Origin of the sequence: Mycobacterium sp. ITM-2016-00316, from assembly GCF_002968335.2 — a bacterium.
Lineage (GTDB): Bacteria > Actinomycetota > Actinomycetes > Mycobacteriales > Mycobacteriaceae > Mycobacterium.
In genome coordinates, this window is sequence record NZ_CP134398.1 from 2,201,165 (window position 1) to 2,226,630 (window position 25,466).

A 25,466-nucleotide genomic window follows, 5' to 3' on the forward strand; every position below is an offset into this window, starting at 1 on the left:
CCGATGATATCGACACCGTCATCGACCAGATCGGGGTGACGACTGCAATCCAGTATCAGGCTCGGTAGCGCCGCGGCGGCCGACCAATCGCCATGGGGATTGACCAGTTTGGTGATGAAAGCCTGCAACTGGGTGCTGACCTGCTCGCCGCGCAGAAAATGAGCGGTGGCTGACGCGGCACGGTCGATGTCCGTGTGAGTCTCGGCCAGCACGGCCCGGTAAAGCGCAGCCTTGGAGGTGAAATGGTAGTTGATGGCGGCGCGGCTCACTCCCGCCGCGGCGGCCACCGCTCCCATGGCGAGGGCGTCGAATCCGACTCTGAGCGCGAGAGACCTAGCGGCGAGCACGATTTCAGCTCTTGTGTTGTGTGAACCGCGGGGCCGCCCGCGACGGCGCGATTTACGTCCCGATGACGCGCGCGTCGGAATGAACGTTGCCGGCACCGTAGCGTCTGTGAGCAACGAAGCGAGGGCGTGCCAGCGCTCAGAGCGGGTCCGGTGGTACTCGTTGGTGCCCCGTCGCTGGGACTCCACCAGCCCGGCCTCGCGAAGAGTGGCCAGTTGTGTGCTGATCTCCGAGGCCGGTAGTCCTGCGATATCGGCCAACTCACGTTCGTTGATTCCCTCGGTGGAGCACTGGCCGAGCGCCGATATGATGCGAAACGCCAGCGGGTCGCCGAGAACACGCAAGGTGACAGCGGCGCCGGGCGAATCTCCATTCTCGTGCGCGGCGCACGAAGACCAGTTCTCCTCCACCGCGGCGCTACCAGGCATCACATTCTCCGTTCCCTCGCCGCCAACATATGCACGCCAGCTAGGTGCACACTGGCAGAGTTCTATGAAGGGCCTTTGTCTTTTGTCTGCCCAACGTCTGTCGCGGCCCTACGCTGCTTTTGCTCGTGCCGGCGCGGCTATCCGCCCCCGGCCATTCCTTGGTCGACTGGCGTGTGCTTTTGTCGATTCTGTTGCCAATAGCCGGATTTCACGCGAACCCAGTAGAATTAGCCGAGCAGAGGTCGCCGGCGGTGGCGTCCTCATCGAGGCGCCCGGGCATCCAGGGCGGTGTCGCGAAGTCGCCCGGCACACGTCCTATGATCATCGAATGAACCTTTCTATCAACACTTTTGCGTGATCCACCGTGAGTTCGCTGCATCCGTCACAGAGGGGTTATCAGTTGATCTGGGATCAGCGCCGGGTACTGGTTCTGCAAGACACGTCCATCGCCGGAATACAGCTGCGCATGGTCGACGTGGCTCGCCGAGCCTCAGAGCTTCCGGTGCTGAGGAACTTCCGTGCGGGTAACTACGAGAGTCGAGCGGCACGGCACCGCGCCTCCTTGCCAACGCTGACCGCCAAGGATGAAGCCTGGGTTCACCGCCTCGACACCGAAGGGGTTGCCAGTCGCAGACTGCACATGGAGGGTGCGGTGAACCTCGACATCGCTCGCGCGGTCGGGTGGTTGAGGGACAACGGCATCTCCGAACCGGTCACCTACCTGCCGCTCGATCAGCCCAAACTGCTTGGTTCGCTGTATCGATGGGGCTTTGATCAGAACAATCTGGACATTGCCGAGAGACATATCCGGCTGCCGGTGCGCTACGTGGGGATGGAAGTCAAGGTGGAGCGTGCCAGTGCACCGGCTGCGCGCCAGCAGGTTCGCTACTGGCACCTCGACGCCGAGGATCGCAGGATGTTGAAGATCATTGTCTACCTGAATGATGTGGATTCCGGGAATGGGCCTTTCGAGTACCTATCGCCATCGTTGAGCGAGTTGGCCCGCCGCCGGCTGCGCTGCCGTCCGGGAATCACGTTCCTGGCGGACGAGGCGATCGCGGCCGTCGCACCCCCACCCGGTTGGCGTCAGGTGACCGGACCCGCCCGTACCGCCGTGTACGCAGACACGGGTCGCCTCATCCACCGGCTGAAAGCACCGACAGACCGCGATCGCTATTCGGCGACATTCGTCTACACCAGCGACAAACCGTACTCGGTGTTCTCGCGGTTCATACCGCCGCGGACCTTTGTCGATGCGGTCGCCGAGACGTTGACGCCGCGCCAGCGCCGGGCACTGCCCGAGCCCGGCTGGCTGTGCTCTCCGGCCCAGACCGTGAGCCCGCGCAAACATTCTTGATAGGAGCACAGCCGTGTGGCCCGAGACGGCATCGTCTCGGGCCACACCTATTGGCTTTCTACCGCGGTGGCGGACAGGGCGCCGACGGCAGGCAGGGGCTGGGGCCCGGTACGCCGGGACCGGGGCGCGCCGGTCCGGCGCCGGGGCCGGGGCCCGGTGCGCCGGGAGCATGAATTCCTTTCTCGATCAGATTGTTTCGCGACGATCGTGTGTCCGACTCTTCCACCGTGTCATGAAATCGACAGCGATGGTGACCAGAACACTCCGTTTTGGTTACTGGTCTCATATCGAACTGCTATGTGCCGGCTGTGAGGTGAACATCTTGGGTGTGATTGACGGTTCGCCGGGAACTCTCGCCCATCCGAGTTGCCGGTAACTGTCCTTCCGATAGCGTCTGCGACGCTTCGCAATACATGTGCGCAGTGTGTGAAGACCCTGTCGCACAGGGGAAAGCGCGGACACACGTTGTGCATAGGGGGCGCACATGATCGTGCGGCAAGCTTGCCGGGATCGGGAGGGTCGGCTGCGAGGGCCGGCCCAGGCGGATGGCCAAGTAAGGTGTTGAGCACGTTGACGTTCCGGAATGCTGCGGTTGCCGCCGCGGTGAGCGTGGCCATGCTCAGTTGCCCCGCCGCCTTGGCGCAGGCTGAAGTCGTCGTCGTGCCGGACGTGACCCGGACGACGACGACGGTGGACGGTTGGCAGGTGACGCTGACGATGACCGAGGCCCGAATCGACGCGGTGCCGAACATGGCCGGTGCTCCCTACACCAAAGAGGGTTATCTCAGTGCAAGATTCACCCTGTCCGTCGAGGGCGCGGGTGTTCGGCCGGTCGACTCCGGGCAGCTGGTGGTGGGTGCGCAGCTCGGCTGCCAGATCGATCTCAGCGATGGCCTGGATCTGGGGGTCGGCTTCGATACCGACTTGTTCGATGACACCACGGTCCTGGGTGTCGGTCCCGATATCGGCACGACACTGCGCTCCGGCGGCATCGCGACCGTCGGACTCGGGGTCAAGTCGCTGAAGGGGTCGGTCGCCACCATCTCGGTTCAGGATGCCCATGTTCAGGTCGACGAGTGCGGCGGATTGGTCACCGCTCGTCTGTTCGCATCGGCTCAGACCAGCTCCGAGGTATCCGATGACGCGCTCAACGTCTACGGCCAGGTGCTTCCGCTGTGAGGGCAATGTCGAGGTCGGCCGTGGCCCTGCTGACGACCTTCGTGATCATGGTCGGCCTTGCGGGGACCGCGCAGGCGGGTGATGACGATGATGATGACGGACATGGTGATTCGAGCCAGAGTTCCGTCGAATCATGGCCGCCCACGGAGGTCGGCTGGCCGCCGCTGGCGGTACCCGAAAGCGATGACGGCGACGCCACACCGGTCGTTGTTGTTCCCGCACCTTGATATCGATCGGTTATCGCTGTCACACGAGATCCATAGACATCGGTGATCTTCTGTATGAACCGGGCATGAACGTCGAGTGAAAGGCAATGCGGCATTGAAGGATCTGAAGGAGTGGCTTGCGAAGAAGGCCGCTCGGCCCGAGACCTCGTACGAGGACGTGCCCACTGAGCCGACCGGCTATCAGCAGACGGCGAGTCGCCTGCATTCGTTCAACCGGTATGAGATCAAGTACCTTCTTGACGAATTCAAAGTCCCCGAACTCCGCGCGAGGCTCGCGGCGCGAATGGGTTCGGATCCGTTCTCGCCCCAGGGTGGATACCCGGTGACATCGTTGTACTACGACACCGCGGATCTGCGGTTCTACTGGGAGAAGATCGAGGGCTTACGGTTCCGGCGTAAGCTGCGCCTCCGTCTTTACGGGCAGCCGGCAGACTGCACCGACCAGACGCCGGTTCACGTCGAGATCAAACAGCGGGTCAACCGCGTCACCCAGAAACGCCGGATCGAAATACCCTACGGTGACGCAAAAGACTGGCTGGACAGGCGAGAGACACTGCTGTGCAGCAGATCTCAAAAGGGATTCGTCGACGAGGTGACGACGCTCATCGGCAATCTGGATCTGCGGCCCATCGTCACGACCGGGTACCTGAGAGAGGCTTTCGTGGGCCGTGATGCGGATCTCGGGCTTCGGGTGACGATCGACCACAAGGTGCACGGGCGCGACCGCGATCTGCATTTCGCGTCCGGTGCGACCAACCGGTTCATCATCCCGCCCAAGCTGGCCGTGGTCGAGATCAAGGCCAACGAGCGTGTGCCCTATTGGGTCACCGACCTCGCCGCCAGTATCGATATGTCGGTGGTCCGGGTCTCCAAGTACTGCCAGTCCGTGCAGGCCTTCGGCCTGGCGCCCCGCTCGCGGACCGGGGCGCCCGAACTCGATTACAGCGCACACGAAGTGGCCGGCGCAGCCACCTAGATCACCCTCATCGCACACTCCACAGACACCAAAGGAATGACCACAAATGACCATCGACCTACAAGATCTCAGCGGCACCTTCACGGTGTTCGACGTGGCAGCTTCGCTGATGCTGTCCTTCGTGCTGGCCTCGATCATCGGATGGGTCTACCGCTACACGCACAAAAACGTCTCCTACAGTCAGTCCTACGTGCAGACCTTGGTCATGGTGTGCATGGTCATCTCGGTGATCATGCTCGTCGTCGGGTCAAATATCGCACGTGCCTTCGCGCTCGTCGGCGCGCTGTCGGTCATCCGATTCCGCAACGCCATCAAAGAGACTCGTGATGTCGGCTTCATCTTCCTCGCCATGGCGGTCGGTATGACCACCGGTACCCGGTTCTATCTGCTGGCCGTGGCCGCCACGGCGGTCATCTGTCTGGTGTTGGTGATCATGTACCGGTTCAACTGGTTCACACTCGATGTCCAGCGCCAGGTTGTCAAAGTCCAGGTGCCGCCGGAGCCCGAGTACACGGCGCGTGTGGAAGACGTGTTGATCGAGTTCTGCTCGGAGTTCGAGCTGGTGTCGACCGAGTCGGCACGCTCGGGTGCACTCAACGAGTTGTATTACACGGCCCAGTTGAAGAAGGGCCGCAAGGGCAGTGAACTGATCGCGGCGCTCGGAGCCGTCAACACCGGCCAGCGGGTGACCGTACTGACCGGGTACGACCAGACCGACATCTGATGCAGGAGGTCGACCTGCTCGCCGGCGGTGCACCACCGAAGCGACGCCTCGCCCATCGCATACCCGTTCGGTTGCGTCAGCACTGGAAGGTGTTGGCATTGTTGGTTGCCGTCGCGATCGGGCTGACCGCAACACTGGGGCACACCCGTATCCGGCCCTACATCACCGGCGATATCACCATCGTGCAGTCAGAGATCACCGACAACATCGCCGGCACCATCGATCTGTTCGATGGTGACGTGCCGCACACGCTGACCGTCGATGTCACCGAGGCCGAGTATCAACAGATGATCTCGGCCTACCAGAAGGACGGCGACAAGAAGTGGGTGACGGCGGACATCGTCATCGACGGCACCCAGATCAGCGATGTGGCTGTGCGGCTCAAAGGCAACTCGACGTTGATGGGGCTGGGAGGTGGGCGCGCCGGTGGTCCCGATGTGCCCCCCGTCGGCGGTGAGGCGGGTCCGCCCGCAGGAATGGCCGGGATGGCTGTCGCTTCGGCGGAAGACCCCACGTCGTTGCCGCTGCTCATCAGTTTCGACGAGAATGCCGACGGCCGTGGCTATCAGGGACTGACCGAACTGTCGGTGCGACCGGGGACGCCCGTGATCAACGAAGCGCTGTCCCTGTCGCTGACGGCGGTGACGGGTCAGCCCACCCAGCGTTATGCGTACGCCACCTACACGATCAACGGCCATACGACGACGCGCCTGCTGGCCGAGCACCCTGACGAGATGTACGCGAACTCGCTGTTCGACACAGATGGCTACCTCTACAAGGCGGACGCGAACTCGCGGTTGGAGTACCGCGGACCCGACCAGTCGCTCTACGCCGAACAGTTCAAGCAGATCAACGCCGCGGACGACGGGAACCTGCAGCCGCTCATCAATTTCCTGGCATGGCTGCAGGACGCCGACCAGACCGACTTCGATGCGCACGTCTCGGAGTGGGTGGACACCGACTCGTTCGCTCGCTACCTGGCCACCCAGAATCTGCTCGGCAACGGCGACGATATGGGTGGGCCCGGCCAAAACTACTATCTCTGGTATGACCTGTCCGCGAAGAAGATCTCGGTCATATCGTGGGATCTCAACCTCGCCATGAATGGCGACGCCAAAACTCTGCCGGGCGAAGACGTTCAGATCGGGCCGGCCCCGGGTGTCGAGGGCATGGCGCCGGGCGGCCAGGCGCCGAACTTCGGTAACCAGCTCAAGACCCGATTCCTCGAATCAGAGGCGTGGGCGCCCACCTACCGTGAGGTCTATTGGGATCTCTACGACCAGATGTACGGGAACGGCACGGCGAGCGCGTTGCTCGACGAGATCGCCGCCACGGTGCCCGTCACGGATGGCCTGGAGGAGCAGTCACTGTTGAGCGCTGTTGACACCGTTCGCGAGTGGATCGCAGTGCGGATGGACACACTCGATGCTGTTCGGATGGACTCGTGACGGCGCGGCGGTCAGCCTCGCAGATGCGTCTCGAAGAAGTCGAAGACCCGGCTCCACGCATCCTCGGCGACGGCCTCGTTGTAACCGAATCCGGTGACCCGCAACAGCGCCTGCGCGGGAAGCTGGTTGGCGAAGCTGTGCCCGGCGTTCGGGTAGACCTTCACGTCGGCGGCGATGCCGTGGGCCGCCACGGCCTTGTTCAGCTTCGCCGGGGCGCCCCGCCCGATCGGATCTCGGGCTCCGAAGCTCGCCACAATCGGGCACGCGCCGCTGAGCGTGTCCTCCAGGTTCTTCGGCAGCGGGGTCCCATAGAACGGCGCGGCCGCACCGAAACCCTTGGGGGACAGAATGAGCGCGAACTGGCCGCCCATGCAGAAACCGGCGATGCCGACGATGCCGGTGCTGTCCGGCCGGTCGCGCAGATAGTCGCGGGCGGCCAGCAGGTCCTCGATGGCGGGACCCTGCCTGGTCAGCGCGGCCCGCATCACCTTGGTGATGCAGCGGGCGCGGCCGCCCCGGGCATACAGGTTAGGGGTGACGGTCAGGTAGCCGGCGGCGGCGATACGCGCTGACACCGCCTCCTTGTCGGGCTGATAGCCGATGGCGTCGTGCACCACGACCACGCCCGGCCAGGGACCCCGGCCCTCGGGTACGTCGACCAGCGCGTCGATGGGGCCGCCAGGTGTGTCGAGCTCGATCGAGGACATGCCGCCAAATCTAATGGCACGAGCCGAGAGGCCGTAACCTGACGTGTCGTGTCTGATTCCGTCGACCTGGCAGCCGAGGTCATCACCGCGCTGTGGGCCCTGCGTGACGCGGGTGAGATTCCGCTGCGCTGCAACAAGGGACCGATCCGGGCGGCCGTCGCCGCCGCGGTGCGCGCGCTCAACGAGGACAACCTGGGCCCCAAGGTCCGGCCCTGGGACCTGTCGGCGCTGCGGCGTCGGGCAGCTGAGCTGGGCGAGATCACCGGAGCCGTCGCCGTGTACCTGGATAAGGAGCTGGTGGTCGCGGAGCTGCTGCCGGGCCGCGAGCGGGTGGTGCTGCGGGGAGTCGGGGACGCCTGGCGACTGGTGCGCTTCCTGGATGTCGCCGAGGCCACCGAGGAGGTCCGGTTGGCCCCGGAGACCACCCGGGAGATCGATCTCGCGGAGTTCTCGCCCGACGCGGTGCTCACCGCACTCGGCGTCGCCAAACCCGCCGATGTCGACCTCGATATCGAGTCCGAAGAGCTGGGGCAGGGCCACACCGAGACCCGGTACCGCTACCTTTTCACCGACAACGGCCGGTCGGTGCTGGCCGAAGAGGTCAAGAGCGAGATCTTCGACGGCGCGACATCGTGTTCGAGATATCTGCGCGGTGTGCTGATCGACGGTGGTCGCGGCGCATTGGTGACCGCGAGCCGTGACGGCGCCGTGCTGACGCAGGGTTGATAGCTTGACCGGGTGACTGGTGTGGCGCAGGGGCCCCTGGCGGGTGTACGGATCATCGAGATCTCCAGCTTCGTGGCGGTGCCGCTGGCGGGGATGACCCTGGCACAACTGGGCGCGGAGGTGATCCGCGTCGACCCCGTGGGAGGCGCCGCCGACTACCGGCGCTGGCCGGTGACCGACGACGGGGACAGCATCTACTGGGCCGGACTCAACAAGGGCAAGCAGTCGGTGGCCGTCGACATGCGGGCACCCGAGGGCCAGGAGCTGATCCGCAGGCTGATCGCCGACGCCGGCGTGCTGATCACCAATGTGGCCGGCCGCGCCTGGCATTCCTACGACGCGCTGGTGGCGCTGCGGCCGGATCTGATCCACGTCGAGATCTCCGGGCGCGCCGACGGTTCCACCGGGGTGGACTACACCGTCAACGCCGCCGTCGGTTTCCCACTGGTGACCGGGCCGCCGAATCTGGCCACCCCGGTCAACCACGTGCTGCCGGCCTGGGATGTGACGTGTGGACTGTACGCAGCGCTGGCGGTGGTCACCGCGGTACGCCACCGTGAGAGCACCGGTGCCGGACAGCAGGTCGCCATCCCGCTGGAGAATGTCGCACTGGCCACCGCAGGCAATCTCAGCTTCCTGACCGAGGTCATGGTCTCCTGCACCGAGCGCCCACGCATCGGCAACTCGCTCTACGGCCAGTACGGCCAGAACTTCACCAGCAGCGACGGCGTGGTGTTCATGCTGGTCGCGCTGACCGGACGGCACTTCCGCGACCTCACCGAACTGACCGGCACGACCAAAGCCGTTGCCGCACTGGGAGAGGCGCTCGGCGCCGACTTCACCGACGAGGGGCAGCGATACCGGCACCGCGATGCGCTGACCGGACTGTTCACCCTGTGGTTCGCCGAACGCAGCGCCCAGGACATCACCGCCGCGCTGGCGCAGACCTCGGTGCTCTGGGAGCGCTACCGCAGCTTTGCCGAGGTCGCCGCCGATGAACGGGTGACCGCCAACCCGCTGTTCACCACCCTGGACCAGCCGCGGATCGGGGAGTACCTGGCGCCGGGTCTGCCGATCTCCATCGACGGCAGCTATCCGCCCGCCGTCCCCTCGCCGGCGCTGGGCGACCACACCGCGGCCGTGCTGGGGCGGCTGGGGCTCAGCGGCGCGGAGATCGAGCGGTTGACCGGAGCGGGGACCGTGGCGTGAGCGTGCTGCTGGACCTGCTGACGCCGGTGCCGGACGGCGAGGACCGCTGGTCCGGCCCCGGGGCCGGACCACCGGGCAAGCGGTCCTTCGGCGGGTTGTTCGCCGCGCAGAGCCTGGCCGCGGCGTGCGCCACGGTTGACGCCGGGAAACGGCCCACCAACCTGCACATGCAGTTCCTGCGCGGCGGCGAGGCCGGTGACGATTCGGACTATCAGGTCGAACGGATCTATGACGGGCGGACCGCCGCGACCCGCCGGGTGCAGACCCGCCAGCACGACCGGCTGCTCAACATCGCGACGGTGTCGTTCTCCGCGCCGCTGCCTGGCCCCGAACACGGGACCCGGCCGTCGATGCCGCCGCACCCGGACACCCTGGACCACACCGGGCCCCCCGGGCCGGCGCCGTCAGTTCCGCTCGACGAACTCGATGTCCATGTCGAGGACGAGCACACCGACGGGGAGTTCGTGCGGCGGTTGTGGTGGCGCGCCACCGTCGGGCTGCCCGACGACCCGCTGATCCACACCCTGATCGCGGTGTATGTCACCGACCTCTACGGCGTCGACCCGATTCTGCAGGCGCACGGATTCTCGATGGCCGACCGGTCGCATCGCAGCGGCACCACCGACTCGTCGATCTGGTTCCATCGGCCGTTGCGGGCAGATCAGTGGAATCTGCTGGAATCCCGCTCGCCGGCGGCCTCCCGCGGGCGCGGCGTGATGACCGCGTCGCTCGTGCGCGCCGACGGCGTGATCGCCGCCACCCTGGTCCAGGAAGGCCTGATCGCCGAGCGGTGACGCAGCCGCGTCATCACCTGGGCCAGCACCACACCGAATGCCAGCGCGGCCAGCACACCGAGCAACCGATGCTCGCCGAACAGCGGATAGACCTGGAAGTGGGTCAGATAGATATACAGCGAGGCGTCGGCCAGGGCGGCCACCACGCCGGTCAGCAGCACCGGGCAGCGGATCGACGGCAACCAGATCATCGCCGCAATACCGGCGAAGACCAACGCTTCCCGGAGATGGTCACCGAAATAGCCGTACAAGCCCACCGCCAGCAGAGCTGTGATGGCGGCACGCTGCCAGGTGCTCGATGATTTCGCGACGGCCCAGCCGACGGCGAAGAACCAGAACGCCAGCATGCTGAACCAGGCATCTTCGCCCATGTCGGGACCCGGGGCGTCGTAGCGCAGGGCGACTCCGGCGGCCAGAAACACCAGCGCGAACGCGAACGGCCGGCGGCGCTCCAGCCGGTCCGCGGCGGGCACCCACAGCAGCAGGGTCAACAGCACCAGGATCCACACCAGCACTTCGATGAACCACAGCCGGCCCGCCGTCATGCTGTCGAAAGGGCCGAAAATCTTGTTGGCCAGCAACAGATTCGACCACTGATAGTCATCGCTGAAGGTCATGGTGATCGCCACCCAGGCGATCGCGGGAAGGCCGATCCAGGCGATCGTGCTGCGCAGGTGCCGGATCCGGTCCCGGCGCGGCACGGAGGTCAGGCAGAACCGGCCGAAGTTATAGCCGGCGACACCGAGCAGGATGTGCGCGCCGCCCCACATCTCGAACAGTTCGGCATGGGATCCGACGATGAGCACGATCGCGAGGGCCCGCAGCGCCACGCTGGTTTCCAATGTGGAGGTCCAGCGGCGCTTGCGGGTGGTGAGCTGCTCCAGGTCGCGTAGCGGCAGCCGATGCCAATCGGGCGGAAGCTCGTGCAGTACCCGCTCGATGCGCACCGACATCGTCACGTAGCTCAGCGAATTGCCGCCCAGATCCACGAAGCTGGCGCCGGGGTCGATGTGGGCGGGGTCGAGGTGCAGCACGTCGGCGAACACGCCGCGCAGTGCGGTCGCGGCGGCCGGCTCGGGGCGCAGCGCTCGTACCGCGGGATAGTCGGGTTTGCCCGAGGACAGCATCGGCAGCTCGTCGACGGTGACGGCCCGTACCGATCCGGCGGGCAGCCCGGTGATCTCGGTGACGGCCCCGCGCACCGTCTGCGCGTCGTGGGTGGTGGCGGTGACGAGAGTGTCGTCGTCGTCGGTGCACAGCGCGGCGATACCACGTTCGCGCAGGGCCGACTCCACCCGCTGCAGATCGATGCGCAGTCCGAACAGCTTGGCGAACCGGCTGGCGCGGCCCACGACTTCGAAGAGTCCGTCGTCTCCGCGTCGGGCCAGATCGCCGGTGCGCAGTTCGTCGGTGCCGGCAGCTGCCGAGAGGTCGGCGGCGTCGCGGGCGTAGCCCATCATCACATTGGGGCCCTGGTAGACGAGTTCGCCGATCTCGCCGTCGGGACTGTACTGATTCCCCGTCGCTTCGCTCGCCCCACCGTCGATCCACAGTCGTCCGCCAGGGATGGCCCGGCCGATCGCCTCGGCCCGGGTGCCGGCGAGTTCTGGTGGCAGGTAGGCCATTCGGGCGGTCGCCTCGGTGGCTCCGTACATGACGAACAGCTGCCAGCCGCGGCGTTGTCCGAGTGCGGCGAACTGACGTACCCGGGCGGGTTCCAGGCGTCCGCCGGCCTGGGTGATGTAGCGCAGGTGCGGCAGGCTCATCGTGTCGAAGCCGATCCGGTCCAGCAGATCGAAGGTGTAGGGCACGCCCGCGAACGAGGTGCCCTGATGGCGGCGGAACAGCTCCCAGAAGGCGTCGTCGATGACCGAGAGATCGGTGAGGATCAACGCCGCCCCGCGCAGCAGATGACTGTGGATGACCGACAGCCCGTAGCAGTAGGACATCGGTAATGTCGTTGCGGCACAGTCGGTAACGCTGAGGTCGAGGTATTCGGCGATGGACTCGGCGTTGGCCAGCAGATTGGCCGCCGACAGTCGGACGAGTTTCGGTGAGCCGGTGCTTCCGGAGGTGGACAACAGCAGTGCCAGGTCAGGGTGCAGGTCGTGGTGCTGCGCGCCGCGGCGGCGCATCCCGTCGGCGTCGATGACGATATCGGGACGATAGGTTGCCAGCAGATCTGCGTGATCACTGCCGGGCGGCACCGGCAGCACCACATGTCCGCCGGCGATGGCGCCGAGATAATGCACCAGCGTGGCGATATCGTTGTGCGTTTCGAGCAGGATCAGTTTCCGGTCGCCGGCGAACTCGGCTGTGGCGCAGTCGACCCGGTCGGCGAGCTGTCGGTAGCTCAGCGTCTGGTCGGCGGTGTGCACCGCGGGCCGTTCACCGTGGGCCCGCAGGTGCGCGACGACGTGCTTCACGGCAACACCAGACCGCCACCGAGTATCTCGATGCGAACCTTCGCGGATTCCTCCGGTGGTGCGATGCTGTGCTGACGCACGGTGATCGGCGGGGTGTCGCCACCGGCATCGATGGTGAGCAGCACGTCGTGACCGAGGAACTCGGTGGACACCACGACGCCGATCCCGGGCCCCGGCGCCGCTGCGGCATCGGTGATCTCGACGGCGACCAGCTGCTCGGGCCGCAACATCAACGTGGCGGGACCGTCGGGCGCCGGTGTGACCAACGGGATCCGGCCCAGCACGCATTCGGCGGACCCGGCACGCACGGTGGCGGGCAGGAACACGCAATCGCCGAGGAACTCGGCGGTGAATCGGTCGGCGGGTCTGCGGTAGACCTGTTGAGGGGTACCGACAGCGGTGAACCGCCCCTCGCGCATGACGGCGACCTGATCGGCAATCGACAGCGCCTCGCCCTGGTCGTGGGTCACCAGCAGGGTGGTCACGCCGGCCTCGTTGAGCACCTTCGTGACCGCCTTGCGGGTGGCGGCACGCAGTCCTGTGTCGAGGGCGGAGAACGGTTCATCGAGCAGCATCAGGGCCGGTTGCCGCGCCATCGCGCGGGCCAGTGCGACGCGCTGCTGCTGGCCGCCGGACAGTTCATGGGGACGTCGTGTCGCGAAAGAGGGTGGCAGCGAGACGGTGTCGAGGAGTTCGGTGACACGGGCCGCAACCGCTGCGCTGTGGGCGCGGCCGGGTAGCCCGTAGGCGATGTTGGCGCCGACGCTCAGGTGCGGGAACAGGGCGCCGTCCTGTGCGACGTAGCCGACGGAGCGGCGGTGCGGGGCAAGGCTGCTCGACGCGGAGGCGACGCGTCGCCCGCCGATGTCGATGGTGCCGGCGTCGGGCGCCTCAAATCCCGCGACCAGTCGCAGCAGGGTGGTTTTGCCGCAGCCTGACGCGCCGACCACGGCGGTGATACTGCCCGGGTTGAGGGTCAGGTTTACGCCGTCGAGCACCGGGTGATCGGTGAACGTCTTGGTCAGGCCCGCGACGGCCAGGGTGTGCTCGCTCATGACGTCCCCCTCGTCGCTTGCCGGAACAGGGCCACGGTCACCGGGATCGACAACGAGACCAGCACCAGCGCGTACGGCGCCGCGGCCGCATAGTCGAGTTCGCTCGACAGCGACCAGAACCGCATCGCCAGCGTCCTGGTGCCGGTCGGCGCGAGCAGCAGGGTGGCGGTCAGTTCGGTGGCCACGGCGACGAACACCAGCGCCGCACCCGCACCGGCCGCGGGTGCGGTGAGCCGCAAGGTGATCCGCACGAAGCTGAGCGCCGGTGACACCCCCAGCGAACGTGACGCCTCCTCCAGTCCGGGCGGCACCTGAGCCAGACCCGAGCGCAGGCTCACCAGGGAGCGGGGCAGAAACATCAGCACGTAGGCACACAGCACCAGTGCCGCGGTCTGATACAGCGGGGGAGCGAACCGGATGGCCACGGTCACCAGCGCGAGCGCGGTGACGATGCCGGGCATGGAACTGGTGACGAAGTTGGCGCCCTCGACCGTCCTGGCGAACGCGCCGCTGTAGCGGACCGCGAGCCACGCGAAGGGGAACGCCGCCACCGTGGTGAGCGCGGCAGCCACCGCGGCCAGCACCGCGGTCTGGCCCAGCGCCTCGCTCAGATCGGCGATCTCCCAGACCTGGGTGCCGCCGATCCAGAGCCAGCGCAGCAGTGTCCAGACCGGCACGCCCAGCGCCAGCACGGTGAGCGCGGCCAGGCCGGCCGTGGCCGGTATGTTCGCCGCGCGCAACCGAATCGGTGTCGCCGCGCGTGGCGCGCCGGATCCGATCCTGGCAAATCGGGCGTTGCCGCGCAGCAGCGCCTCACCCAGCAACAGCATCAGGCACAGCAGCACCAGTACCCCGGCCAGGGTGGCGCCGGCGGCACCGTCGAACGTCGCCTGGAACTGCTCGAAGATGGCGGTGGTGAACGTCGAGAAACGCAGCATGGCGAACGCGCCGTACTCGGCGAGCAGGTGCACCGCGATCAGCAGTCCGCCGCCGAGAACAGCCAGCCGCAACTGCGGCAGCACCACCCGGAAGAGGGTGCCGGTCGTGCCCGAACCCAGGGCCCGCGCGGACTCCTCGATGGCGGGGTCGAGCCGGCGCAGCGTGGCCGCGGCGGGCAGGAACACGAACGGAAAGTACGACAGGGTGGCGACGAGCACGCCCGCGCCGAACCCGTGCAGCGTCGGCCACACACTGACCCAGGCGTAACTGTTGATGAAGGCGGGCACCGCCAGCGGGGCCACCAGCAGCGGGCGCCACACCGCGGCGCCGAATACGTCGGTGCGCTCGACCAGCCAGGCCGCCCCGACGCCGAGGACCACGCACAGCGGCACGGTGACCACCACCAGGCCGACGGTGTTGAACAGCAGCTCGGCCACCCTGGGCCGCACCACCAGTTCGTAGATGCGGGTGGGACCGGTGCTGATCACCGCCCAGCCGACGTAGCCCAACGGCACGAAGGTCACCGCGACCAGCAGGCCGATGCCCCCGGTCAGCAGGGGGCCCGGCCGGGCGGGTGGTCGCGGTCCGGCGGTTGTGCGGTCGGGCTGGGTGGAGACCACCTAGAGCAGGCCGGCTTTGGTCATCAGGTCGGTCACCTTGGCCGCGTCCAGGGTGGACGGGTCGACCTTCGGTGCCTGCAGGGTGTCCAGAGCGGGCAGCGCGGGGTTGGCGGGCACGCCGCTGGCCACCGGATACTCGAACGAGGTGCCCTTCTCCAGGACTTCCTGTCCGGACTTGCCGGTGACGAACTTCAGGAACTGTTGTGCCTGATCCTTCTTCTTGCTGGACTCCAGTACGCCACCGCCGGAGATGCTGATGAACGCGCCCGGGTCCTCGTTGCGGAAGTAGTGCAGCGCGGTATTGGCGCTGATCTCCTTGGTCTTGGCCTGATCCCGATACCAGTAGTAGTGGTAGATGATCCCGCCGTCGATTTCACCGTCGTTCACCGCACGCAGGGTGGCGATGTTGTCCTGCAGCAGGGTCGCGTTGGTCTTCATCCCGGCCAGCCACGCCGAGGTGGCCTCTTCGCCGGTCAGCTGCAGCATCGCCGCCACGATGGCCTGAAAGTCGGCCTTGGGCGGTGGCGCGCCCCAGCGGCCCTTCCATTCGGGCTGCTGCAGGTCCATGATCGACCGCGGCAGCTCGCCGAGCTGCAGTTTCTCGGTGTTGTAGACGAACACCGTGGTGCGCGCGGCGACGCCGGTCCACTTGTTGGTCGACGGGCGGTACTCGGCGGGCACCTGCTCGACAGTGGCGGCGTCCACATCGGCGAACAGCCCGGCGTCCTCGACGGCGGCCATCGCCGGCGAGTTCTCGGTGAGGAACACATCGGCCGGTGAGGCGTCGCCCTCGGCGATCAGCTGGTTACCCAGTTCGGTGTCGCCGCCCTGCCGGTAGGTGACCTTGATGCCGGTCTCCGCGGTGAACGCGTCGATCCACTCCTTGGTCAACGATTCGTGCTGCGCGTTGTAGATCAGCAGTTCGTCGCCCCCGTCGTCGGACGAGCACGCCGTCGCCGAGGCGACGACGGCGATGACGGACAACGCCGCGGCAACGCGGCTCCACCGGAGTTTCATGGAGGAATCCTTTCATCCCCCGATAAGGATAGGGTGGCCTACCCGCGATATTCACAGGGTGCGCATCGAACCCTCCCGTATCTTGCCCCGCGGATCCACCCACTGGATGGATTGGCTTTCGCCCACACGGGTGAAGTAGGCGAACGCGCCATGGTTGCCGGCCAGCCGCGGTGGCAGTGTCAGCCGGTACACATTGTTGTCGAGCATCCGGGCTCCGTCGGTCTCGGCCGCGTCGAAGGTCAAGTAGCGCATGGCGATTGAGCGCTGATCGGCGTTGCGGATGGCGGACATGGCATGCAGGGAGAGCCCACCGCCGAGCGCCGCCCGGTACAGGCCTTCGTCGAACTCGGTGCCGTGCAGATAGAACGGTCCCGAGCCGTCGGACCACTCGATGGCCGGCCGGCCGGTGTCGCAGTGCAGCACGCGGGCGCTGGTGTCGGCGTAGCGGGTCGTGGGCATCGGGACCAGCAGAACCTCCCGCTGAACAGGCAGGATCCAGCCCAGGCCCAATTTCTGGGCTTCGCGCATGGCGGGGGAGAACCGTGCCCAGCGGCTCACCGAGGTCACCGTGTTCGGCGGCAGCCAGTCCGCTTCGGGCAGGGCGGCCACGAACCGGTTGTAGAGGTTGTCACGCTCATCGGTGAGCTGCACCGTCTCGGGCAGCCCCTCGATATCGTTGTTTCCCGACCAGCGGGCCATCCGTCGCCAGCGCCGGTCCGGGCCGGTCAGCGCGGCGATGCGCAACGCCTGATCCAGCCGCGGCACCACCGAGTATCTGGTGTGCCGGGCGACGTCGTGGGCGGTGCAGAAATCGATGGCCGCGGCGACGGCTCTCTCGGCGTCAAAAGTCCCGTTCGGAGCCGGGATGCCGACCTGGCGGGCGAGGGTGGGAAACGACATGGCGCGACGGTAACCGGGTGCACCGACATGTCCAGTTCGCGACAAGATCGTGCAGGGCGGCGGGAGGTGCCGCAGGATCGACGCATGAAACCGTTTGCCACGCTCGTCCTCGGTGGACTCGCCGCGTCCGTGATCGCTGCCCCGACTGCCGGGGCGGCACCACCCTGTTCGGCGAGCAACCTCGCCACCGTCGCCAGTGGGGTGCTGGGGCAGGCGGGCGGTTACCTGGACACGCATCCCGGCGCGAACGATGTGCTCACGGCGGCCGGTAGTCAGTCCACCGCCGATGCCGAGAACTCGGTGCGCGGTTACTTCCTCACCCACCCCGGCGAGTTCCTCGATCTGCAGAACATCGCGCGCCCGCTGATCGACCTGCGGCGCCAATGCGGGGTGGCGGTGTCACCCGGGCAGCTGGCGGCGCTCATCGACGCCCTGAGCTGACCGGGTCAGAGCCGGCCGTAGCGGCTGCGCACGAAGCTGTACGTGCCGAATGCCGCGATGCCGAGGGCGGCGAGGATGAGCAGGAACTTGCCGAACGGAGCCTGGCCCAGCGTCTTGACCGCGGCGTCCAGACCGGAGGCCTTGGCCGGATCGGCCTGCAGCGTGGCGAATATGACCAGGATGCCGGCGCCGGCGAGCACCAGGCCCTTGGCGACGAATCCGGCGACACCGACAGCGGTGATACCGGTGCCGCCGGATACCCGCAGATCCTTGAAGAACTTCTTGGTCACGCCCTTGTAGACGTGGTAGCCGCCGACGGCCAAGACCCCGAGACCGACGGCGATCAGCAGTGCCTTACCCCAGCCGGACTGCATGAGCTGGCCGGACAGGCCCGAGTTCTGCTGGCCGCTGGACTGACCGGAGCCCGTCGCGAACCGTATGGCGGACAACGCGATCGCGAAGTTGGCGATCGCCAGACCGACCGACTTGGCACGCTTCCACGCCGGTGAATCGTCGTCGCCGGAGCGCTCGCTGGGCTTGGAGCCCACGACCGCCTCGGCCAGATGCCACAGCCCGAGCGCGAACAGCCCGATCGTCGCCATCCACAACATCACCTGGCCGCCGGTCTGTGCGCCCAGGGCCGCCAGCGCGCCGGACTGGTCGGCGTTGCCGCCCGTACCCAGGGCCAGCCGCAGGATGATGTAGCCCAGCAGCAGGTGCAGGACGCCACTCGCTGCGTAGCCGGCACGCGCGGCGTACTGGAAGCCGTCGTTGTCGGTCGCCTTGTCCACCGCACCGTGGACCGTGCTGCCACTTTTGCTCATGGACCGCGGTGTCCCCGTTTTTGACGCGTGCGAAACCCAGCTCAGCCGAAGATGAGTCCGCCGGTGTTCGCGGTGGCCTTGGCGTAGCGGTCGGCGACGTCGGCCCAGTTGACGACGTTCCAGAAGGCCTTGACGTAGTCGGCCTTGACGTTTTTGTACTGCAGGTAGAAGGCGTGCTCCCACATGTCGACCTGCAGCAGCGGGATGATGCCCAGGGGCACGTTGGCCTGCTGGTCGTAGAGCTGGAAGGTCAGCAGGCGCTGGCCCAGGCTGTCGTAGCCCAGCACGGCCCAGCCCGATCCCTGCAGGCCGTTGGCCGCGGCGGTGAACTGGGCGCGGAACTTGTCGAAGGATCCGAATTGGTCGTCGATGGCGGCGGCCAGTTCGCCTTCGGGCTTGTCGCCGCCGTTGGGGGACAGGTTCTTCCACCAGATGCTGTGGTTGACGTGTCCGCCGAGGTGGAAGGCGAGGTTCTTCTCGTTGAGGAAGATCGCCGACTGGTCGTCGCCGGCGCGGGCCTCTTCGAGCTTGGCCAGGGCGTCGTTGAGGCCCTTGACGTAGGTGGCGTGGTGCTTGCTGTGGTGGATCTCGTTGATCTGCCCGGAAATGTGGGGCTCCAGCGCGCCATAGTCGTAATCGAGTTCTGGCAGTGTGTATTCAGCCACGGGATTCCTCTCGTCGTCGTTGTCTCCGCCAACCTAGAACCTCAACGGGCATTGAGGTCAAGGCGTGCGATATGCCGAAACCGCCCGACAGAACGTGCCGCTATACCGTTGGTCGGAGAGTCCCTTTCGAACATGCAAGGCGGGTAGACGTGCACGGTGCTCGACCTGGCAGTGGCTGGATGACGTTCAAGGGCGCGGTCAACCGTGCCACCGAAAGTCGCACTGTCGAGTCGATCGCCCGTGCCGGCTATCCCGTGAGTGGATTGCTGCATCTTTTGATCGCCTACATCATCGTGCGGATCGCGTTCGGTTTCCGGGGCGAGGCCGACCAGACCGGGGCTTTGGCGGTGCTCGCCGAGCAGCGCGGCGGTTCGATGTCGTTATGGGTGGTGGCCTTCGGCCTGTTCGCGCTGTCGATGTGGCGGTTGGCCGAGGTCGTGCTGGGTCTGCATCCGGGCGAGAGCACCCATGCCGACAAGCGGCACACGCCGCCGGTGAACCGGCTCAAGGCGTTGGGACTTGCGGTCGTATACCTGGCGCTGGCTTTCGCGGCGGTGCAGTTCGCGGTGGGCGTGGGAAGGTATGGGAGTGAACGGGCCGAAGGACTGAGTGCCCGGTTGATGCAGTCCGGTGGGGGTAAAGCTGTTCTGGTCGCCGCCGGTGTGGCGATCGCGGCATTCGGCGGCTACTTCATCTACAAGGGCGCATCCCGGAAGTTCCTTGCAGACCTGACGGTGCCGGGCGGACGGCTGATGACCGTGTTGGGCTTGGTCGGTCATGTCGGGGAGGGCATCGTGCTTTTCGGGGCGGGAATCTTGGTCCTGGGCGCTTCGTTCTTGCAGGATCCGTCGAGGGCGACGGGACTGGATGCGTCGGTGAGAGCGCTGGGTCAGACGGAGTACGGTCAGGCGACGTTGTTGGCGGCGGCAGTCGGTTTTGCCGCGTACGGCTTGTACAGCGTTGCGCTGACGAAATATTCGCGGATGTGACCGCCCGGTGAGCACAATGGTTGTGCGACGAGAGGGGTGTGACCATAATCGCGGCCATGACCCCAGCCGAACCCTTTGCCGCCGATTCCACTCCGGCGCTGTCTGCGCTCACCCCTCAACTCGAACGCTGGCTTCCCGGTTGGGCGTCAAATCCGTCCTGGTGATGCGCTCGGACCCCGATGCCATGGTGGTCGCGGCCACCGCCGGTGAAGCCACCCAGCACTACACGGTCGGGGCGGCGGGCAAGAAGGCCGGAGACGACACGGGCCGGACACCGCTGTACTGCGAACGGGTGGTGAACACCGATGAGGCGTTGTTCGTTCGGGATTCGCGAGCAGATGACACCTTCGCAGGCAACGAGGACGAGACCGAGTTCGGCTTGCACAACTACCTGGGTGTCGCCGTGCATGACGGTGCGGGCCGGGTGGTCGGCACGGTGTGTGTGCTCGATGACACGGCCCGTGAGTACTCCGACGAGGAGCGCGCGGAGTTGGAGCGGGTGCGTGCCGATGTCGAGTCGATCGTCGCGAAGGACAGCGGCGCCCTGGGCTGACCCTGTGGATGAATCGGTGATTGGGGATAACTAGGGCTTTCTGCGTCTCGGAGTCGCGGTTCTGTCGGTGGCCGTGGCGAGGGTGGGTTCATGGAAACCTGGACTCGCGCCGAGATCGGTGCGCTCGGTGAGCAGTTGGCGGTGCAGCACCTGGAAGCAATGGGTTTGACGGTGCTGGAGCGCAATTGGCGCTGCCGGTACGGCGAATTGGATGTGATCGCGCTGGACGAGGCGGCCCGGGTGGTGATCTTCGTCGAGGTGAAGGCGCGCACGACCGACCGGTTCGGCGGTGTCGCCTACGCGGTCACCCCGGACAAGGTCCGTCGGCTGCGACGGCTGGCGGGGTTGTGGCTGGCCGGTGGCGGCGGGAGTTGGGCGGGGGTGCGCATCGATGTGATCGGGGTGCGGTTCGGCCGTGCCCGCACACCGGAGCTCACCCATCTGCAGGCGGTCGGCTGATGGCTCTGGGACGCGCCTTCGCCGTCGCGATTCGCGGCCTGGACGGCATCACGGTGGAGATCGAGGCTGATATCACCGGCGGGCTGCCGGGCGTGCACCTGGTGGGGCTGCCCGACACCGCACTGCAGGAATCCCGTGATCGGGTGCGGGCGGCGATCACCAACTGCGGGAACACGTGGCCGGACACCCGGCTGACGCTGGCGCTGTCGCCGGCCACGCTGCCCAAGGTGGGTTCGATGTATGACCTGGCCTTGGCATCGGCCGTGCTGTCGGCGCATCTGAAGAAGTCGTGGGCCCGGCTGGAGAAGACGGTGCTGCTCGGCGAACTCGCACTCGACGGCCGGGTGCGACCGGTCAAGGGTGTGCTGCCGGCGGTGCTGGCGGCCAAGCGCGATGGTTGGCAGGCGGTGGTGGTGCCGCTGGACAATCTGGCCGAGGCCAGCCTGGTCGACGGTATCGATGTGTGGGGTGTGCAGAGTCTGCGCCAGTTGCAGGACTGGTTCCGCGGAAAGGGTCAGCTGGCGGGACGGGTCACCGACGCCGCGCCGTATGTGCCGCCGGAGTGCCGGGATCTCGCGGATCTGATCGGGCAGACCGCGGCGCGGGTCGCGGTGGAGGTCGCCGCTGCGGGTGCGCACCATCTGATGTTGACCGGGCCGCCAGGAATCGGCAAAACGATGCTGGCCCAACGGGTGCCGGGCCTGCTCCCGCCGCTGACCGAGGAGGAGGCCATCGAGGTCACCGCCATCCATTCGATCGCCGGGACGCTGGCGCCCGACACCCCGCTGATCACCCGCCCGCCCTTCATCGCCCCGCATCACTCCTCGACCGTGGCCGCGATGGTGGGCGGGGGAACGGGAATCGCACGTCCGGGCGCGGTGAGCCGCGCGCACCGCGGGGTGCTGTTCCTCGACGAGTACGCCGAAGTCGGCACCCATGTGCTGGAATCGCTGCGCACTCCGTTGGAGGAAGGCGAAATTCGGCTGGCTCGCCGCGACGGCGTGGCACGCTACCCGGCCCGGTTCCAGCTCATCCTGGCCGCCAACCCGTGCCCGTGCGCGCCGACCGACCCGCAGGACTGCCTGTGCAATGCCGGTGCCAAGCGCCGCTATCAGAGCAAGCTGTCGGGCCCGCTGGTGGACCGGGTCGATCTGAAAGTTCAGATGCACCCGATCCGGGCGGGCGCCTTCACCCATGAGGTGGGCGAATCGACCGCCGCGGTGCGCAGCAGAGTGGCCGCCGCGCGCGCCGCGGCGGCGCAGCGGTGGAAACCGATCGGGGTGCGGACCAATGCCGAGGTGCCGGGACCCACTCTGCGCCAGCAATTCCGTCCCAGTGACGCCACGATGGCGGTGCTGCGCGCCGCCGTCGACCGCGGCAAGCTGAACCTGCGCGGTGCCGACCGCACCCTGCGCATCGCGTGGTCGATCGCGGATCTGGCCGGGGTGAACTCACCGACGCCGGAGCATGTCGCGACGGCGCTGAGTTTCCGGCAGGGCGGTGTGTCATGACCGACGACACCGTGCGGCGCGCGTGGGCGTATCTGTCGCGGGTGGCCGAGTCACCGTGCGCGGGCCTGGCCGGCTTTGTGGCCGATGTCGGTCCGGTGGAGGCTGCGGCCGCAATCCGGGGCGGTCGGGCGCCCGACGAGCTACAGGGCCGGGTGGCTGCGCGTTTCCGCATCGACAGCGCCGCAGCGGATCTGGAGATGCTGGACCGTCGCGGCGGCCGGTTGATCACCCCCGACGATGCGGAATGGCCGCATCTGGCCTTCACCGTGTTCAATGCCGATCTGGTGCAGAAGAAGGAATCCGGCCGGCACCCGATGGTGCTCTGGGCGATCGGGCCGGCCCGGCTCGACGAGGTGGCTGCCCGGGCCGCGGCGATCGTCGGCACCCGGGCGGCCACCGCGTACGGCGAGCACGTCGCCGCCGACCTGTCCGCGGGACTGGCCGAACGCAACGTCGCGGTGGTGTCCGGCGGCGCCTACGGTATCGACGGCGCGGCCCACCGTGCGGCGCTCGGCGTCGACGGGGTCACGGTGGCGGTGCTGGCCGGCGGGATCGACGTGCCCTATCCCGCAGGGCATTCCGCGCTACTGCACCGGATCGCTGGCAGTGGCCTGCTGGTGACCGAATACCCACCCGGGGTGCGGCCCGCGCGGCACCGGTTCCTGACCCGCAACCGGTTGGTCGCCGCACTGAGCGGTGCGACGGTCGTGGTGGAGGCGGGCCTGCGCAGCGGGGCGGCCAACACCGCCGCGTGGGCGGACGTGATGGGACGGGTGGTGTGTGCGGTGCCGGGCCCGGTGACCTCCGCGGCGTCGGCGGGCTGCCACGTGCTGCTGCGGAAGCAGGGGACGCAGCTGATCAGCCGCGCCGAGGAGATCATCGAAATCGTCGGGAAGATGGGCGAACTCGCCGACGATCCCGAGCATCCACACACCCCGCTGGACGGGCTCTCCCGGGAGGAGGCGCTGGTGTACGAGGCGCTGCCGGCGCGGGGTCTGCGCAGTATCGAGCAGATCGCCGTGGATGCCGGCATACCGGCCGAGCAGGTACTCGGTCCGCTGGCGCTGCTCAAGATCACCGGTCGCGTCGAGTGCCACGAAGGGGAATGGCGGATCGTGAAGAGCTGACCTACTCAGGCTTGGTCGCGTCGAGCTTGTGGTAGCGGGTGACCAGATCGAAGTTGTCGCCGTAGTGGCCCGCGCCGGTGACGACGGCGCGCTCGACGAGTTCGGTACTGCGCCGGTCGACCACGACGATCCGGTCGGTGCGCAGATCCTTGTAGAGCGCCACGCAGAGCAGGACCATCACGATGACGAACGGCACCGCGGCCACGATCGTGAGGTTCTGCAGCCCGGTCAGCGCGTCCGCGCCGCCCCCGCCGATGATGAGCATGATCGCGGCGACCGCACCCGTCAGGGCGCCCCAGAACACCACCGTGGCGCGACGCGGCTCGTGAGAGCCCTTCTCGGACAACGACCCCATGACGATCGAGGCGGCGTCCGCACCGGAGACGAAGAAGATCGCCACCAACACCATCACCAGCACGGTGGTGATCCCGGCCAGCGGCATGGTGTCGAGCAACTGGAACAGCGCACCGGTGCTGTCCACGCCGCCCTCCGCATCGACCATATCGCCGACGGTGCGCTGCCGCTCGATCCCGGCACCGCCGAAGATGACGAACCACACGAGGCTGACCGTCGTCGGGACCAGCAGCACCCCGGTGACGAACTGCCGGATGGTGCGGCCGCGGCTGATGCGGGCGATGAACATGCCGACGAACGGCGTCCACGACACCCACCACGCCCAGTAGAAGATGGTCCATCCCGACAGCCAGGCCGCCAGTTCGGCGTCACCGTTGGCGTCGGTGCGCGCGCTCATCGCCACGAAATCGCGGAGGTAGTCACCCAGTGCGCTCGGAACGAGGTTGAGGATCAACAGTGTCGGCCCCGCGACGAACACGAACACCGCCAGAATCAAGGCCAGCACCATGTTGATGTTCGACAGCCACTGGATGCCGCGGGCGATGCCCGACACCGCCGACACGATGAACGCCACCGTCAGCACCGCGATGATCGTCACCAGGATGGGGGTGCCGACGGTGCCCACCCAGCCGTTGAACTCCAGGCCGTCGCCGATCTGCAGGGCTCCGAGCCCCAGGGAGGCGGCGGACCCGAACAGCGTGGCGAAGATCGCGAGAATGTCGATGACCTTGCCGGCCGGCCCGTTGGCGCGGTCCCCGAACAACGAGGTGAACGCGGCCGACAGCAGCCCCGAGCGGCCCTTGCGGTACATCCCGTAACCGATCGCGAGCCCCACCACCGCGTAGATCGCCCACGGGTGCAGACCCCAGTGGAACATCGTGGTGGCCATCGCCGTCTGGAAGGCCTCATCGGACTGCGCCGCGGTGGTGCCCGGCGGCGGGGTGACGAAATGGTTCAGCGGCTCGGCGACACCCCAGAACATCAGGCCGATGCCCATGCCCGCACTGAACATCATCGCGATCCACGAGATGGTCCTGAACTCCGGTTGTTCGTCATCGCAGCCGAGCGGGATGCGACCGTACTTGCTGGCGGCCAGCCACAGCACGAAGACGACGAAGAAGCTGGCCGCCAGGACGAAGAACCAGCCCAGCCCCTTGATGGCCGCATCTTTGGTGCCCGCGGACACCGCGGACAGCCCCGGGGTGTCCACCAGGCCCCACACGACGAACGCGATCGAGATGACGCCGGTGACGCCGAACACCACCCAGTCCCGGCCGGGGTTGGCGTCGACGGGCGCGATGCGGCCGGTGATGGGGGCCAGCGGGTGCTCCTGTTGCGAGGCGGCCCCGTCGGCCACGTCGTCGGGCCCGGAGGCGCCGTTCGTGTCGAGCGACATCGTGCTGTCCTCACGTCAGAGGGACGAGATGTTGCGAATAACGCACTAGTTGCGTATTAAACAACACATT

General features: G+C 67.1%; 23 protein-coding genes and 2 pseudogenes. 15 read left to right on the top strand and 10 right to left on the bottom strand.

Going from position 1 to position 25,466, the window contains the following annotated elements; translation table 11 throughout:
* Nucleotides 1-269: 269 nt before the first annotated feature.
* Nucleotides 270-773 (bottom strand): annotated as a pseudogene (locus C6A86_RS10540) (ArsR/SmtB family transcription factor); the annotation flags it as partial.
* Nucleotides 774-1,137: 364 nt separating this feature from the next.
* Between C6A86_RS10540 and C6A86_RS10545 the strand changes: the two are divergent.
* From C6A86_RS10545 to C6A86_RS10570, 6 genes are all read left to right on the top strand, one after another.
* The gene (locus C6A86_RS10545) at nucleotides 1,138-2,130 is read left to right on the top strand and encodes a hypothetical protein (RefSeq protein ID WP_142406940.1); all 993 of its coding nucleotides are present in this window, start codon (nucleotides 1,138-1,140) and stop codon (nucleotides 2,128-2,130) included.
* A gap of 570 nt (nucleotides 2,131-2,700) precedes the next feature.
* Entirely contained in the window at nucleotides 2,701-3,309 is a 609-nt protein-coding gene (locus C6A86_RS10550; RefSeq protein WP_233212952.1) for an MspA family porin, read from the top strand.
* 20 nt (nucleotides 3,310-3,329) lie between these two features.
* The gene (locus C6A86_RS10555) at nucleotides 3,330-3,536 is read left to right on the top strand and encodes a hypothetical protein (RefSeq protein WP_142406941.1); all 207 of its coding nucleotides are present in this window, start codon (nucleotides 3,330-3,332) and stop codon (nucleotides 3,534-3,536) included.
* 157 nt (nucleotides 3,537-3,693) lie between these two features.
* Nucleotides 3,694-4,512, top strand: coding sequence for a polyphosphate polymerase domain-containing protein (locus C6A86_RS10560; RefSeq protein ID WP_233212953.1), 819 nt, complete (start codon nucleotides 3,694-3,696; stop codon nucleotides 4,510-4,512).
* A gap of 46 nt (nucleotides 4,513-4,558) precedes the next feature.
* Nucleotides 4,559-5,236, top strand: coding sequence for a DUF4956 domain-containing protein (locus C6A86_RS10565; RefSeq protein ID WP_105362705.1), 678 nt, complete (start codon nucleotides 4,559-4,561; stop codon nucleotides 5,234-5,236).
* A complete protein-coding gene (locus tag C6A86_RS10570) occupies nucleotides 5,236-6,684 on the top strand; it encodes a CotH kinase family protein (protein ID WP_105362706.1) in 1,449 nt (482 codons plus the stop codon). The genes C6A86_RS10565 and C6A86_RS10570 overlap by 1 nt, the downstream gene beginning before the upstream one ends.
* Nucleotides 6,685-6,695: 11 nt before the next feature.
* Here C6A86_RS10570 and C6A86_RS10575 read toward each other — a convergent pair whose 3' ends face one another.
* Nucleotides 6,696-7,391, bottom strand: a complete 696-nt coding sequence (locus C6A86_RS10575) for a dienelactone hydrolase family protein (RefSeq protein ID WP_105362707.1) — start codon at nucleotides 7,389-7,391, stop codon at nucleotides 6,696-6,698.
* A 48-nt stretch (nucleotides 7,392-7,439) separates the two neighbouring features.
* Between C6A86_RS10575 and C6A86_RS10580 the strand changes: the two genes are divergently transcribed.
* From C6A86_RS10580 to C6A86_RS10590, 3 genes are read left to right on the top strand one after another with little or no spacing between them, the layout of a single operon-like run.
* On the top strand, nucleotides 7,440-8,117 hold the full coding sequence (locus tag C6A86_RS10580; RefSeq protein WP_105362708.1) for a hypothetical protein: 678 nt from the start codon (nucleotides 7,440-7,442) through the stop codon (nucleotides 8,115-8,117).
* Between the two features lie 21 nt (nucleotides 8,118-8,138).
* Nucleotides 8,139-9,326 carry a CoA transferase gene (locus tag C6A86_RS10585; RefSeq protein ID WP_199196134.1) on the top strand — a complete coding sequence of 396 codons (1,188 nt, stop codon included), beginning with the start codon at nucleotides 8,139-8,141 and terminating at the stop codon, nucleotides 9,324-9,326.
* Nucleotides 9,323-10,120 carry an acyl-CoA thioesterase II gene (locus C6A86_RS10590; protein WP_105362710.1) on the top strand — a complete coding sequence of 266 codons (798 nt, stop codon included), beginning with the start codon at nucleotides 9,323-9,325 and terminating at the stop codon, nucleotides 10,118-10,120. The genes C6A86_RS10585 and C6A86_RS10590 overlap by 4 nt, the downstream gene beginning before the upstream one ends.
* An 86-nt stretch (nucleotides 10,121-10,206) precedes the next feature.
* On the opposite strand, the pseudogene C6A86_RS29170 reads toward C6A86_RS10590, so the two are convergent.
* From C6A86_RS29170 to C6A86_RS10615, 5 genes and pseudogenes are all read right to left on the bottom strand, one after another.
* A pseudogene (locus tag C6A86_RS29170) lies at nucleotides 10,207-12,255 on the bottom strand (AMP-binding protein); the annotation flags it as partial.
* A 287-nt stretch (nucleotides 12,256-12,542) separates the two neighbouring features.
* A complete protein-coding gene (locus C6A86_RS10600; RefSeq protein ID WP_105362711.1) occupies nucleotides 12,543-13,601 on the bottom strand; it encodes an ABC transporter ATP-binding protein in 1,059 nt (352 codons plus the stop codon).
* Nucleotides 13,598-15,160, bottom strand: a complete 1,563-nt coding sequence (locus tag C6A86_RS10605; RefSeq protein WP_311101108.1) for an iron ABC transporter permease — start codon at nucleotides 15,158-15,160, stop codon at nucleotides 13,598-13,600. Before C6A86_RS10605 ends, C6A86_RS10600 begins: the two co-directional genes overlap by 4 nt.
* The gene (locus C6A86_RS10610; RefSeq protein ID WP_105361532.1) at nucleotides 15,161-16,177 is read right to left on the bottom strand and encodes an iron ABC transporter substrate-binding protein; all 1,017 of its coding nucleotides are present in this window, start codon (nucleotides 16,175-16,177) and stop codon (nucleotides 15,161-15,163) included. It lies immediately after the preceding gene.
* A gap of 51 nt (nucleotides 16,178-16,228) precedes the next feature.
* Nucleotides 16,229-17,077, bottom strand: coding sequence for a hypothetical protein (locus C6A86_RS10615; protein WP_105361531.1), 849 nt, complete (start codon nucleotides 17,075-17,077; stop codon nucleotides 16,229-16,231).
* Nucleotides 17,078-17,161: 84 nt separating this feature from the next.
* Between C6A86_RS10615 and C6A86_RS10620 the strand changes: the two genes are divergently transcribed.
* Nucleotides 17,162-17,518 (top strand): heme-binding protein, encoded by a 357-nt coding sequence (locus tag C6A86_RS10620; RefSeq protein ID WP_105361530.1) that lies wholly within the window; start codon nucleotides 17,162-17,164, stop codon nucleotides 17,516-17,518.
* 5 nt (nucleotides 17,519-17,523) lie between these two features.
* Here C6A86_RS10620 and C6A86_RS10625 read toward each other — a convergent pair whose 3' ends face one another.
* Nucleotides 17,524-18,342, bottom strand: coding sequence for a DUF1206 domain-containing protein (locus C6A86_RS10625; protein WP_105361529.1), 819 nt, complete (start codon nucleotides 18,340-18,342; stop codon nucleotides 17,524-17,526).
* A gap of 41 nt (nucleotides 18,343-18,383) precedes the next feature.
* Nucleotides 18,384-19,007, bottom strand: a complete 624-nt coding sequence (locus C6A86_RS10630; RefSeq protein ID WP_311101109.1) for a superoxide dismutase — start codon at nucleotides 19,005-19,007, stop codon at nucleotides 18,384-18,386.
* A gap of 179 nt (nucleotides 19,008-19,186) precedes the next feature.
* Here C6A86_RS10630 and C6A86_RS10635 point away from each other — a divergent pair, with 179 nt between their 5' ends.
* The 5 genes from C6A86_RS10635 (at nucleotide 19,187) to dprA (ending at nucleotide 23,646) form a co-directional block, all read left to right on the top strand.
* Nucleotides 19,187-19,996, top strand: a complete 810-nt coding sequence (locus C6A86_RS10635) for a DUF1206 domain-containing protein (protein WP_105361456.1) — start codon at nucleotides 19,187-19,189, stop codon at nucleotides 19,994-19,996.
* Between the two features lie 139 nt (nucleotides 19,997-20,135).
* On the top strand, nucleotides 20,136-20,549 hold the full coding sequence (locus C6A86_RS10640) for a GAF domain-containing protein (protein ID WP_233212827.1): 414 nt from the start codon (nucleotides 20,136-20,138) through the stop codon (nucleotides 20,547-20,549).
* Between the two features lie 90 nt (nucleotides 20,550-20,639).
* Nucleotides 20,640-21,008: a YraN family protein gene (locus tag C6A86_RS10645; protein ID WP_105361455.1), complete on the top strand. Its 369-nt coding sequence runs from the start codon at nucleotides 20,640-20,642 to the stop codon at nucleotides 21,006-21,008.
* Nucleotides 21,008-22,519, top strand: a complete 1,512-nt coding sequence (locus C6A86_RS10650) for a YifB family Mg chelatase-like AAA ATPase (protein WP_311101110.1) — start codon at nucleotides 21,008-21,010, stop codon at nucleotides 22,517-22,519. The genes C6A86_RS10645 and C6A86_RS10650 overlap by 1 nt, the downstream gene beginning before the upstream one ends.
* Entirely contained in the window at nucleotides 22,516-23,646 is a 1,131-nt protein-coding gene (dprA, locus tag C6A86_RS10655) for a DNA-processing protein DprA (RefSeq protein ID WP_311101111.1), read from the top strand. The genes C6A86_RS10650 and dprA overlap by 4 nt, the downstream gene beginning before the upstream one ends.
* A 1-nt stretch (nucleotide 23,647) precedes the next feature.
* On the opposite strand, the gene C6A86_RS10660 is transcribed toward dprA, so the two are convergent.
* Nucleotides 23,648-25,396 (bottom strand): BCCT family transporter, encoded by a 1,749-nt coding sequence (locus C6A86_RS10660; RefSeq protein WP_105366541.1) that lies wholly within the window; start codon nucleotides 25,394-25,396, stop codon nucleotides 23,648-23,650.
* Nucleotides 25,397-25,466: the final 70 nt, after the last annotated feature.